This window comes from Geobacillus sp. BMUD, assembly GCF_013096845.1.
Classification (GTDB): Bacteria; Bacillota; Bacilli; order Bacillales; family Anoxybacillaceae; genus Geobacillus; species Geobacillus vulcani.
In genome coordinates this window covers 15,126-28,024 of sequence record NZ_SDLA01000006.1, presented here as the reverse complement: position 1 = coordinate 28,024, position 12,899 = coordinate 15,126, and the positions used below count along the sequence as shown (strand labels likewise).

The 12,899-nt window shown below is 51.0% G+C and carries 12 protein-coding genes; 11 read left to right on the top strand and 1 reads right to left on the bottom strand.

The genetic code is table 11. From position 1 onward, the window contains the following. Positions 1-224 precede the first annotated feature (224 nt). From ETC05_RS18095 to ETC05_RS08575, 11 genes are all read left to right on the top strand, one after another. On the top strand, positions 225-347 hold the full coding sequence (locus ETC05_RS18095) for a hypothetical protein (RefSeq protein WP_256371114.1): 123 nt from the start codon (positions 225-227) through the stop codon (positions 345-347). A gap of 189 nt (positions 348-536) precedes the next feature. Further along, positions 537-1,211 carry a response regulator transcription factor gene (locus tag ETC05_RS08620; protein ID WP_031408774.1) on the top strand — a complete coding sequence of 225 codons (675 nt, stop codon included), beginning with the start codon at positions 537-539 and terminating at the stop codon, positions 1,209-1,211. Then, positions 1,208-2,605 carry a HAMP domain-containing sensor histidine kinase gene (locus ETC05_RS08615; protein WP_171660846.1) on the top strand — a complete coding sequence of 466 codons (1,398 nt, stop codon included), beginning with the start codon at positions 1,208-1,210 and terminating at the stop codon, positions 2,603-2,605. The genes ETC05_RS08620 and ETC05_RS08615 overlap by 4 nt, the downstream gene beginning before the upstream one ends. Before the next feature lie 17 nt (positions 2,606-2,622). Continuing rightward, positions 2,623-2,778 (top strand): hypothetical protein, encoded by a 156-nt coding sequence (locus ETC05_RS08610; protein WP_011231640.1) that lies wholly within the window; start codon positions 2,623-2,625, stop codon positions 2,776-2,778. Positions 2,779-2,793: 15 nt separating this feature from the next. Further along, complete coding sequence (locus tag ETC05_RS08605; RefSeq protein WP_031408777.1) at positions 2,794-3,348, top strand: glycerol-3-phosphate responsive antiterminator; 555 nt, start codon at positions 2,794-2,796, stop codon at positions 3,346-3,348. 160 nt (positions 3,349-3,508) lie between these two features. After that, the gene (locus ETC05_RS08600; RefSeq protein ID WP_171660845.1) at positions 3,509-5,185 is read left to right on the top strand and encodes a glycerol-3-phosphate dehydrogenase/oxidase; all 1,677 of its coding nucleotides are present in this window, start codon (positions 3,509-3,511) and stop codon (positions 5,183-5,185) included. A 201-nt stretch (positions 5,186-5,386) separates the two neighbouring features. Then, positions 5,387-6,436, top strand: a complete 1,050-nt coding sequence (locus tag ETC05_RS08595; RefSeq protein ID WP_171660844.1) for a LacI family DNA-binding transcriptional regulator — start codon at positions 5,387-5,389, stop codon at positions 6,434-6,436. Positions 6,437-6,570: 134 nt separating this feature from the next. Further along, on the top strand, positions 6,571-7,812 hold the full coding sequence (locus ETC05_RS08590) for an ABC transporter substrate-binding protein (RefSeq protein WP_031408783.1): 1,242 nt from the start codon (positions 6,571-6,573) through the stop codon (positions 7,810-7,812). 174 nt (positions 7,813-7,986) lie between these two features. After that, on the top strand, positions 7,987-8,823 hold the full coding sequence (locus ETC05_RS08585; RefSeq protein ID WP_031408785.1) for a carbohydrate ABC transporter permease: 837 nt from the start codon (positions 7,987-7,989) through the stop codon (positions 8,821-8,823). Then, complete coding sequence (locus ETC05_RS08580; RefSeq protein ID WP_031408787.1) at positions 8,823-9,641, top strand: carbohydrate ABC transporter permease; 819 nt, start codon at positions 8,823-8,825, stop codon at positions 9,639-9,641. The genes ETC05_RS08585 and ETC05_RS08580 overlap by 1 nt, the downstream gene beginning before the upstream one ends. Positions 9,642-9,734: 93 nt before the next feature. Then, complete coding sequence (locus ETC05_RS08575) at positions 9,735-11,921, top strand: alpha-galactosidase (protein WP_171660843.1); 2,187 nt, start codon at positions 9,735-9,737, stop codon at positions 11,919-11,921. 60 nt (positions 11,922-11,981) lie between these two features. Here ETC05_RS08575 and ETC05_RS08570 read toward each other — a convergent pair whose 3' ends face one another. Continuing rightward, positions 11,982-12,764, bottom strand: coding sequence for an EcsC family protein (locus tag ETC05_RS08570; protein WP_171660842.1), 783 nt, complete (start codon positions 12,762-12,764; stop codon positions 11,982-11,984). Positions 12,765-12,899 lie beyond the last annotated feature (135 nt).

Here is a 12,899-nt window from a genome sequence, read left to right as displayed (position 1 = left end):
CTCCTCCTTTTTTCAAAACAGCGAAATGGTTCTGTCGGGACGCTGCCGATTGGCAAAGCGATTCATTGTCAATGTATGTACAGAGCGCAAAAAAAGCTACTTCATACTTTTTTAGAGAGTTTTCATCTTGTTTTAACCCGGATGGAATATAATGACACCACCATCCATGAGATGCACATCAATAACGCTGCTGGTTGTCCGGCGGCGGGAGGAGGGATGGCGCGATGCATTGGGTTCATTGGCTGGTGACATTGTTTTTTTCTGGAACAGCCGTGTCGCTTCTTTCTTATCAAGTGTTGGAAATCGTTCAAGCCATTGTCGATTGGATCGTCGACCGCCATTCATGAACAGTTGGCCGGACCGCCTTTTGGCGGCGTGCTTTTCAGGGCAGCCCGCCAATGGCGTTCCACTCTTTTTCGCCCGCTGCTCGCCGTTGGCGGTGGGCGTTTTGTTGTGTATAGTAAAAATGAAACGAAAGAAATCGGGGATGTGCAAAGGTGGAAGCCGCAACAGCTGCAAGAGAGGAGGAGCAACGGATGAACGGACGTATTTTATTGATTGAAGATGAAGCCGGGCTCGCCCGGTTTTTGGAGCTTGACTTGACACACGAAGGCTTTGACGTGCATGTGTGCGCCGATGGACGCGAAGGGCTTGAGCGCGCTCTCTCGGAGCAGTGGGATCTCATTTTGCTTGATGTGATGTTGCCGCGTTTAAATGGCATGGAAGTATGCCGTCGCATCCGAGCGGCGAAATCGACGCCGATCATTATGATCACCGCGCGCGACAGCGTGTTTGACCGCGTCATGGGGCTCGATAATGGGGCCGATGACTACATCGTCAAACCGTTTGCCATTGAGGAGCTGCTCGCCCGCATCCGCGCCTTGTTCCGCCGCGTTCATCCGGAAGCGAACGGCCAAGTGTTGACGTTTAAAGATTTAGTCGTTGACGTGCAGGCGCGCACCGTGAAAAAAGGAGACGAGTTTATTGAGCTGACAAAGCGGGAATACGACTTGCTCGTCGCCTTTATGCAAAACATCAATGTCGTCTTGACGCGTGATGCGCTGCTTGACAAAGTGTGGGGATTTGACGCCGAAGTCGAGACGAACGTTGTCGATGTGTATGTCCGCTACTTGCGGCAAAAGCTTGACGAACACGATAAAGAGCGATATATCCAAACGGTGCGCGGCGCGGGATACGTGATGCGGCCATGAAGAGAGGGGCTATTCGCCGGCTTTCGCTGAAAGGGAAGCTGACCGTTTTGTCGGCCGGGGCGATTTTCGTTACGTATTTTGTGTTTACGTTTTTGCAATACCATATGGTCAAACAATGGCTGCTCAAAGAAGAAGAAAAAACGATGGAACAAACGGTGGCGGAAATTGAAACGTATTACGCGGAAAAACGTAATCTATCGTGGGAGGAAATTCGCCGCAGCCGCGCGTTTTTGGAAAGGTTGAATGAGCGCTACCAACTCATTCGCGTCACGGATGAAAAAGGAAACGTCATCGTCTCCGTTTCCAACGGGGCAGCGGTGTCGCTATCGCCGAGCGAGATGCCCGACAAGCGGAAAATGGATGAGCATTTCATCAACAATGAGCGATTTTTGCTGCTCCGTCAGCCGCTTCATATCGGCAACTTGCATGGGACGATCGAAATCGCCCGCCGGCTGGCAAGGTTTCAACAAGTGACCAATACGCTTTTTCTCATCATGACGGTGATCGGCTTTTTGGCCATGGCGGCAAGCGCTGTCGCCGGCCGGTTCGTGGCGCAAAGCTTTGTCCGGCCGCTGCAAACGCTGGCCAAAACGATGGCGGACATTCAAAACGACGGGCTGAAACGGCGCATTGATGTGCCTCCGGCGCGCGATGAAATGACGGAACTGATGCTCGTGTTCAACAGCATGATGGATGAAATTGAGCGATCGTTCGCCATGCAGCGGCAGTTTGTTGAGGATGCGTCCCATGAGTTGCGCACGCCGATCGCCATTTTGCAAGGCCATCTTTCGTTGCTGCAGCGTTGGGGCAAGCATAATCCAGAGATTTTAGAGGAGTCGCTCGAGGCGGCGGTGAAAGAAGCGGAGCGGCTGAAGCGGCTCGTTTTGGAGCTTCTTGACTTGTCGCGCGCCGAGGCGATTGCGGTGCCGGATGAAGTGACACCGATGGATGTTGCAGCGGCTGTCGGACAAGTCGTCAAAAATTTCCGCGTCTTGCACCCGGATTTTCAATTTCTGATTGACCAGCCGGATAAGCCGATTGCGCGCGCGGCGATGGCGAAGCATCATTTTGAACAATTGCTGTTCATTTTGCTTGACAATGCGGTAAAATATTCTCAGCGAGTGAAACAAATCGCGATTTCCTTGCGCGAGGAAGGGCCGTTTGTCATCGTGTCTATCCGCGATTATGGCATCGGCATCCCGAAAGAGGAGCTGAAAAACGTCTTTTTGCGCTTTTACCGCGTCGACAAGGCGCGCAGCCGCGAACAGGGCGGCGCCGGGCTCGGCCTTTCGATCGCCAAGGAGATCATCGATAAGTACGGCGGGCAAATTGCGATGGAAAGCGAAGTTGGGAAAGGAACGACGGTAGAGCTCGCCATTCCGAAAGCGGAATAGGAGAGGAGCGTGAGGCAATGGGACATCCCCATGAGGAAGAGGCGGCAAGCAAAAAGGTGATTCATCATCTCGTTGAGAAATTCCGCAAGCGCGGGGTGAAAATCGCCACATGCAAACCGCGAACCATGATGTCACTGTCATGCTTAGATGAGATCGACAAAATGAGAGGATGAATCGAAGAAAAGAAAATGGAAGCGAAACAGCGCATCATTCCGGCCATCAAAACGATGAAGCAATTTGACGCCTTTTTGTCAAGCGGTTACACGGTCGGCGTGTTGCTTGAGGTGCATATTGCCCAGTTAAAAAGCATCTTTGCCTATGCGCGCCGGCATGGCAAGGAGTTGATCATTCACGTCGACTTGGTGCAAGGGCTGAGTCATGATGAACATGCGGCGGAATATCTTTGCCAGGAATTTCGCCCGCATGGCCTGATTTCCACGAAAGCGGGCGTCATTATGAAGGCGCGCCAAAAGCGTGTCTTGGCCGTGCAGCGCATCTTTTTGCTTGATTCGCACGCGTTGGAGAAAAGCTATCAGATGATTGCGAAAACGAATCCCGACTGCATCGAAGTCATTCCGGGTGCCATGCCGCACATCATCCACGAAGTAAAAGAACGGACCGGGAAGCCGATTTATGCCGGTGGACTTATCCGCACCGTCGATGATGTCGAGCGCGCGTTGGAAGCTGGGGCGGTGGCGGTGACCACGTCCAACGAAACATTATGGCGCCACTACAATGGATAATGCGTTGAGCTGGCCAAATCGGCCGCAGTCTGCTACAATAAAAGCAACACAAGTTAATCATCAGTCAGGAGACAAGGAGAGACCATGCACACATGGTAGGCGAAGGCTTATCGTGTTTGCACTGGTCTCTTTTTGTCTTTTTTCAAAGGAGGAGTCAAGCATGACATTCTCAAGCAAACAGCGGAACGATGTTCTCGAGGCAATGAGCGAAAAGCCATACGATCTGTTGGTGATCGGCGGGGGGATCACCGGGTGCGGCATCGCCCTGGATGCCGTCTCGCGCGGCATGACGGTCGCGCTTGTCGAAATGCAAGATTTCGCCGCCGGCACGTCAAGCCGGTCGACCAAGCTCGTCCACGGCGGCTTGCGCTACTTGAAGCAGTTCGAGGTGAAGCTCGTCGCCGAAGTCGGGCGCGAACGGGCGATTGTGTATGAAAACGGCCCGCACGTCACCACACCGGAGTGGATGCTGCTGCCCATTTATCGCGGCGGGACGTTTGGCAAATGGAGCACGTCGGTCGGCCTTTGGCTGTATGACCGGCTGGCCGGCGTCAAGCCGAGCGAGCGGCGCACGATGCTTAACGCCCGGGAGATGTTGGAAAAAGAGCCGCTCTTAAAGCGCGACGGCCTCCTTGGCGGCGGCTATTACGTCGAGTACCGGACGGACGATGCTCGCTTGACGATCGAGGTGATCAAAAAAGCGGTCGAGCTTGGCGCCGACGCTGTCAACTATACAAAGGCCGAACAGTTTTTATACGATGACCGCGGCCGCATCACTGGCGTCCGTTGCCGCGACATGCTGAGCGGGCGGACGTATGACATTCGCGCCAAAAAAGTCGTCAATGCCGCTGGGCCATGGGTCGATGCACTGCGCGACAAAGACGGTTCGAAAACGGGCAAACGCCTCCAACTGACCAAAGGCGTCCACATCGTTATCGACCAAAAGCGGTTTCCGCTCAAGCAAGCCGTTTATTTTGACACCCCGGACGGCCGGATGGTGTTTGCCATTCCCCGCGACGGGAAGACGTATGTCGGCACGACCGATACGTTTTATAACGGCGACCCGGCCCACCCAACGATGACGGACGAAGACCGCGACTACTTATTGCAAGCGATTCACTACATGTTTCCGTCTGTCGGCATCACCGCGGCCGATGTGGAATCAAGCTGGGCCGGCGTCCGCCCGCTCATCTATGAAGAAGGAAAAGACCCATCGGAAATTTCCCGCAAAGACGAGATCTGGACGTCGCCGTCCGGCCTCATTACGATCGCTGGCGGCAAGCTGACCGGCTACCGGAAAATGGCCGAGACCGTCGTTGATCTTGTTGCCAAGCAGCTGGAGAAAGAAGAAGGAAACGTGTTTCAGCCGTGTCGGACGAAACAATTGCCGATTTCCGGCGGCGATGTCGGCGGCTCGCACCGCCTCCCTGCCTTCATCGCTGAAAAGGCGGACGAAGCGGTGCGCTACGGATTAACGAAAGAAGCGGGAGCGCGGCTGGCGAGACAATACGGCACGAACGTTGATCGGCTGTTTGCTTTAAGCAGGCAATACGACCGTTCATCTGGCGTAACGCGCGAAACGTTCATCCGCCTCGTCTATGCCATGGAGGAAGAAATGGCGGCCAAACCGGCCGACTATTTCATCCGCCGCACCGGCGCGCTGTTGTTTGACATTGATTCGGTCCGGCGGGAGAAAGAGGCAGTGGTGGCGTTTATGGCGCGGTATTTGGGGTGGACGGAAGAAGAGCGGGACGTGTATAAGAAAGAACTCGACAAGGAACTGCGACGAGCGGTGTTGGGGGAAGCGGATGAGATAGTAAATAAAGAAAGAATCTAGAAGGACCGGCGCTCAAGATTGAGCGCCTCTTTTTTTGATTAAATTTAGTAAAATAAAAGAGTGGACATGTGGCGATTTCTAAAACGCAATTTAAGAAAAAATCGTATAAGTTTAAATGTTTTATTGATTTTTATTATTGAATTTGCTATATTTTACTTAAGTAAATCAGTTAATTTAACTAAAAGGATAGCGTGTGATGACATGATGATTACGATGAAAGATATTGCTGAGAAAGCGAACGTATCAATCGCAACTGTATCAAGAATTTTAAATCACGATGCAACTCTCTCCGTTTCCGAGGAAACGCGCCAGCGCGTGTTGGAGATTGCCAAACAGCTCAATTATAAACCGGTGCGGAGGCGCAATGCCAACCGTACCAGTCAGCGAAAAAGCGAATGGCATCAGATCGCTCTTTTGATTGCGGTATCCCAACATGAAGAAGCGACAGACCCATATTTCAGCCTGATCCGCCGCGGCATTGAAGAGCAGTGTGAGCAATTGCCGGTTCGTATCTCTTCGGTGATTCGAGTAAACGGTGAAGCCAGTATACAAGACGTCAACGAGTTTGATGGGCTCATTGTCATTGGCGGCATTGACCCTGATGACATCAAGAGCCGTGTTCAGGAAGACATCCCCATTGTATTTGTGACCCAAGTCATCGATGTAAAGGGGTATGATGTCGTTTGTTCCGATTTGGAAGCGGCTACAGAGAACATCGTTGATTACTTGCTCACTCTTGGCCATCACCGAATCGGCTATATCGGCGGCACCGAAACGGTAAAAAAAATGAACGGCGGCAAAAGTTATGAAATTGACGATGTGCGAAAGCGAGCGTTTGAGAAAAAGATGAGGGCGCTCGGGCTTTACGAGCCGCAACAAGTGTTCATTGGCGACTGGGGGCCTGCGGGCGGATACGAATTAATGAAGAGGGCCATCGACTCCGGGGACTGGCCGAGTGCGTTTGTCATCGCCAGCGACCCGATGGCGATCGGCGCCTTGCACGCTATTCATCAAGAGGGTCTGAAAGTTCCGGAAGACATTTCTATTATTAGTTTCGATGACATTGACGCTGCGGCGTTTTTGAACCCGCCCCTTTCGACTGTGAAAATATACGCGCATGAAATGGGAAAGCTTGCGGCAAATGCGTTACATGAGCGGATGGCAGGAAACCGAAACATTCCGGTCAAAATCGTCACTCCGGCGGAGCTGATTATTAGGGAAAGCTGTGCAAAACACGGCCAAAATACATAAAGGGGGTGAGCGGCGAGAATCATAGCAAGAAGCTATGTAACGAAAAAAGTAAGCGCTGACAACTTAACGAAAAAACGGATGATTGTTGAATGAGGCCGTACATGTTAGCAAAGGGAAATGGGGGAACAAGGAAGATGAAAAAAGCGCTCGCACTCATCATGTCCAGTGCATTAACTTTTTCGCTGCTTAGCGCATGCGCGAATAAAGCAGAACAAAATGCAAGCGAATCAGGCGGAAAAGTCAAAATTGAGTTTTTCCATTACAAACCCGAAGCAAGGGGAACATTCGATAAACTGATTGAAAAATTTGAAAAAGAAAACCCAAACATTGATGTTGTCAACGCCAATCCTCCGGATGCAGGAACGGTATTAAAAGCCCGCGCCGCTAAACGGGACATGCCAGATATCGTTGGGGTTGGCGCTGATACGACATTTGCGGAACTCGCCAAAGCGGGGATGTTTGAAGATGTCACGAAAGCGCCGGAACTGAACAACATTCAACCTTCGTATATTCAAATGGTAAAAGACGTCAGCGGACTCGAACGAGTGTATGCCATTCCTTATGCGGCCAATGCGGATGCTGTCATTTACAACAAAGCCATCTTCAAAGAACTCGGTTTGAGCGTTCCGAAAACATGGGATGAGTTTATAGCTGCAGCCGAAAAGATCAAAGCAGCCGGAAAAACGCCGTTTTACTTTACGTTTAAAGATGCGTGGACGACATTGCCTGCTTACAACGCTTTGGCAGCCAACACCCAAGGGGAAACATTTTTCCAAGATTTAAATCAAGGCAAGACAAGCTTTGAAAAAGGGTATAAAGAAGCAACCGAAAAATTTGTGGAGCTGTTGAAGTACGGGCATAAAGATCAATTTGGCAAAGGGTATGCGGATGGCAATGTGGCGTTTGCCAAAGGCGAGTCGGCGATGTACTTGCAAGGCATTTGGGCGATCCCGGAAATTAAAAAGGCCAATCCGAATATTGAACTCGGTGTATTCCCTTATCCTGTCACAAACAATCCGGAACAAACCAAATTGGTATCCGGCGTTGATCTTCTTTTTGCGATCTCGAAAACATCAAAACATCCGAAAGAAGCAAAGAAATTTATCGACTTCTTATTAAAAGAGGAAAATGCAAAGGCGTACATGGCTGAACAAAATGCGTTCTCGGCCATCAAGGGATTAACGCAGGAAGATCCGATGTTGGAAGGGTTAAAAGAAAGCTTTGCCAAGGGAGCGTTGGTCGATTTCCCAGACCATTATATTCCGCCGAGCATCAATTTGGCCAATTTGTTGCAACAGTTGACGCATGATCAAGATGTGGGGAAGTTTTTAAAAACAATGGACGCCGAGTGGGAAAAAGTGAAAGGGCGTAAGTAATTAGGCAAGAAGGAGAAACGGGAAGAAAATAGGGGGAGTTCCTCGGTTTTTCTCCCCCTGTTATCATTAGGAGGTGATACGATGCGGAAAGAGGTTGTTGTGACAAGGGAACGAAGCGTTTCATTGTCTATTTTCCAGAAAATCAAAAAACCGAAAAACATCGCGATTTACTTAATGACCGTTCCGGCTGTCGTGTTATTTGCGGTATTTCATACGTTTCCGGCCCTCCAAGGCATTTTCTATTCCTTTACCAATTGGGACGGATTAAGCTTAACGTACGACTTTGTTGGATTGAAAAATTACTACTACTTGTTTCAGGACGAAAACGTATGGCATTCGTACTTGTTTACCTTTCAGTTTGCCATTGTGTCGACCGTGCTCGTCAATGTCCTCAGTTTAGCGATCGCTATAGGGTTGAATGAAAAAATTAAGTTCAAAAATTTTTTTCGCGCTGTGTATTTTTTGCCGAATGTTTTAAGCGTGCTGATTGTAGGCTATATTTTCAACTACTTGTTTGCTAACGTACTCCCTTTATGGGGAGAGAAGCTGGGGATTGAGGCGCTTTCCACGAATATTTTAGGAAGCGAAAAATGGGCATGGGTCGGCATTGTCATTGTCGCTGTATGGCAGGCGTGCGCTTTTAATACGATTTTATACTTAGCGGGGCTACAAACCGTGCCGTCTGAGCTGTATGAGGCTTCCAGTTTGGACGGAGCAAGCAAATGGCAAAACTTTCGGCATATTACGTTTCCGATGATTGCGCCGTTTTTTACGATCAATATGGTGTTGGCGATGAAAAACTTTTTAATGGTATTTGACCAAGTCGTGGCGTTGACAGGCGGGGGGCCCGGACGGGCGACTGAGTCGATTTCATTGCACATTTACAACGGTGGATTCCAAGGCGGGGAGTTCGCTTACCAGTCGGCGAACTCGGTCATTTACTTTATTGTCATTATGGCGGTATCGATTGCGCAGATTAAATTTTTACAAAAACGGGAAGTGGATATGTGATGGCCAAGAAAACAAACTGGGTTGCCACATTGTTGATTGCGGTCGGCGCGCTGTTCATTTTATTTCCTTTGTATATGGCGGTGTCCATCGCGCTAAAAACGCCGGAGGAATTGGCAGACTCAGTGCTGTCGTTGCCGGTCGGCATGCATGTGGAAAATTTTGCGAAAGCGATCAAGGCTACGAACTTTTTTCAAGCGTTTCAAAACAGCGCGTTTATTACGGTAACCACCGTTGTTTTGACCATTATAACAAATTCGATGGTCGCTTATGCCATTGCCCGCAATATGCACCGGAAATTTTTTAAGTTTTTATATTATTACTTTGTCAGCGCCTTGTTTATTCCGTTTCCGATTATTATGTTGCCGATTGTCAAGCAGACATCGGCATTTGGGATGAATAATCCCAGCGGACTTGTTTTTCTGTATGTCGTTTATGGCATTGCGTTTAATATCTTTATTTACGTCGGGTATATCCGTTCGATTCCAAAGGAATTGGAAGAAGCGGCGATTATGGATGGATGCAGTGCATGGGGCGTGTTTTGGCGCGTGGTTTTCCCGCTTATGGCGCCGATTAACGCTACCGTTGCCATTCTAACCTGTCTATGGGCGTGGAATGACTTTTTATTGCCGTTGATTGTGCTGAGCGACCAGTCCGATATGACGCTTCCGTTGGTTCAATATGTGTTTCAGTCCAAGTTCGGCACGGACTACAATTTAGCGTTCGCTTCCTATTTAATGGCGTTGTCTCCGATGATCATCGTCTATTTGTTTGCCCAGAAATGGATTATTGGCGGTGTCACAAGAGGGGCAATCAAGTAAACGTGCATAAGAACAAGCCAGTTTGCGCGCATTTGTCCGGTTGCGTTTTGTGTTTGCAGAGTGAAGAATCTTGTTTAGAAAGAGGATAGCGATATGGCAATTGTATTTGATCCAACCAATAAGACGTTTTATCTTAAAGCCAATGACACAACATATGTCATGCAGCTCGTCCGTTCCGGCTATTTGGCTCATGTCTATTGGGGAAAAGCGGTGCGCGATGTTCGGGGGGAGCGGAGGTTTCCGCGGCTGGACCGCGCGTTTTCCCCCAATCCCGACCCATCCGACCGCACGTTTTCGCTCGATACGCTGCCGCAAGAATATCCGGCCTATGGGAATACCGATTTCCGTGCCCCGGCGTATCACGTGCAGCTTGAGAACGGTTCGACGGTGACGGATTTGCGCTACAAGACGCACCGCATTTACAAAGGGAAGCCTAGACTGAACGGGCTGCCGGCGACATACGTGGAACACGAGAATGAAGCGGAAACGTTGGAAATTGTCCTCGAGGATGCGCTGAGCGGTCTAGAGGTCACGTTGCAGTATACCGCGTATGAAAAATGGAACGCCATCACGCGCGCGGCCCGTTTCGAAAACAAGGGGCGTGAGCGCCTAAAGCTGTTGCGGGCGCTCAGCATGAGCGTCGATTTCCCGTCTGCCGATTATGACTGGATCCATCTCCCCGGAGCGTGGGGGCGCGAACGCTGGATCGAGCGGCGCCCGCTTCTGACCGGTGTGCAGGCGGCCGAAAGCCGCCGCGGCGCGAGCAGCCACCAACAAAACCCGTTTATCGCGCTCGTCGCCAAAAACGCCGATGAGCATCAAGGTGAGGTGTACGGGTTCAGTTTTGTGTACAGCGGCAATTTCCTCGCCCAAGTCGAGGTGGACCAGTTTCACACCGCCCGTGTCTCGATGGGAATCAACCCGTTTGATTTCACATGGCTGCTTCAGCCGGGCGAGTCGTTCCAAACGCCGGAAGTGGTCATGGTCTACTCCGACCAAGGGTTAAATGGGATGTCGCAAACGTACCATGAACTGTACCGCACCCGCCTGGCGCGCGGCGCATTCCGCGACCGCGAACGCCCGATTTTGATCAACAACTGGGAAGCAACGTACTTCGATTTTAACGAAGAAAAACTCGTCAACATTGCGAAAACGGCAGCGGAACTGGGCATCGAACTGTTTGTGCTTGACGATGGCTGGTTTGGCGAGCGCGACGACGACCGCCGTTCGCTCGGCGATTGGATCGTCAACCGGCGCAAGCTTCCGAACGGCTTAGACGGGTTGGCGAAACAAGTGAACGAACTCGGGCTGCAGTTCGGCTTATGGATCGAGCCGGAAATGGTGTCGCCAAACAGCGAGCTGTACCGGAAGCATCCCGACTGGTGTCTCCATGTGCCGGACCGTCCGCGCTCTGAAGGGCGGAACCAGCTTGTGCTCGATTACTCCCGCCAAGATGTATGCGATTATATGATCGAAACGATCTCGAACGTGTTGGCGAGCGCTCCAATCACTTATGTGAAGTGGGATATGAACCGCCATATGACGGAAATCGGCTCGGCTGCCCTGCCGCCTGAGCGCCAACGCGAAACGGCGCATCGCTACATACTTGGACTGTATCGCGTCATGGACGAGATCACCTCACGCTTTCCGCACATTTTGTTTGAAAGCTGCTCAGGAGGCGGAGGGCGGTTTGATCCGGGGATGCTGCATTACATGCCGCAAACGTGGACGAGCGACAATACCGACGCCGTCTCGCGCCTGAAAATTCAATACGGCACGAGCCTTGTTTATCCGGTGAGCGCCATGGGCGCCCACGTCTCTGCGGTGCCGAACCATCAAGTCGGGCGAGTGACGCCGCTCAAGACGCGCGGCCATGCCGCGATGTCGGGCAACTTCGGCTATGAGCTCGATATCACGAAATTGACAGAAACAGAAAAACAAATAATAAAGGAACAAGTCGCGTTTTACAAGGAAGTGCGCCGCCTCGTCCAGTTCGGCACGTTCTATCGGTTGGTAAGCCCGTTTGCGGGCAATGAAGCAGCGTGGATGTTCGTCTCCGCCGACCGCTCGGAAGCGCTCGTCGCCTACTTTCGCGTGTTGGCCGAGGCGAACGCGCCGCTGTCATACCTGCGCCTCAAAGGGCTTGACCCGAATCAAGACTACGCAATCGAGGGGCTTGGCGTTTATGGAGGCGATGAGCTGATGTACGCCGGACTCGCCGTGCCGCCTCGTGCGGGTGATTTTTTCAGCGCGATGTGGCGGCTGAAAGCCATTCGATAGGAGGGAATGGCGCCGCTTTCGCCTATGCATCATCCCGAAATCAATCGAACCCGGTGTCGTCTAGACATCGGGTTCCCATTGTTTGAGCTTCTCGATGATGCGCCGCTTCCGATAGAGCATCTTCCCGGTTTCGGCGATATCTTCCATAAACGATTTGTTAAACAGCGAACCGAAAATGACACCGATGATCGGCACGGCTTGAAACAGCTTTTTCCACCCGTATTGGTCGCGGAACGTCATCATCACTTCCCGCCAGCCTTGCAGCTCGGAAAATACCCGCTCACGCTGGCCGGTAAATGAAGCCAGCTCCTCTAAAATCGCTTTTTTCCCGACGATGTCCGCTGCGGCAAACTGCAGGCATTTGACGACAAACACGCGCTCTTGTTTTTCGTTTGGGTCGTATCCATAGATGATGGCGATTTCTTGCAGCGTTTTCAGCGCCAGTCCGAGCAGGGCGGGGATGTCCACCGCCAGCGTCAGCGCTCCGCCGATTCCGGTCGCCGCTCCTTGCAGTTGGGCGAACGTCACGCGCGCCTCGATCAATTCATCACAGACGCAATCCATCGTCTCAAGCGGCAAGTGCGGCACTTCCTCAAGCGACGTGACACCAAGGCGTTCCAATATGTTCTCTTTCTTCACTAAGTATTTTCCACCGTTTTGAATATAGCTTCCTAATTCGTCGAGCCATTGCCCGAGCTTTCGATGAACCATTTTTGGCGTCAGCTTGTCCAACACTTGAAACGGCAAGCGGCCGAGCTTTTCCCAAAACCAGAGGTCTTTTTGGGAGTGTTCCCACTGTTCGATTTGCTTTAATTCCTTTTGTAAATGTAGTTTGGCATCCATGTTTTGGGCCTCCATATTCGTTCTATGCTTTAGGATACATCGACCTTTGTGAATTATACGAATGAGTATCATGTTTTGGTTTCGTTTTGATTCAAATCAAACAAAAAAATAGTAAACATTCAAAAAAATTTGTTT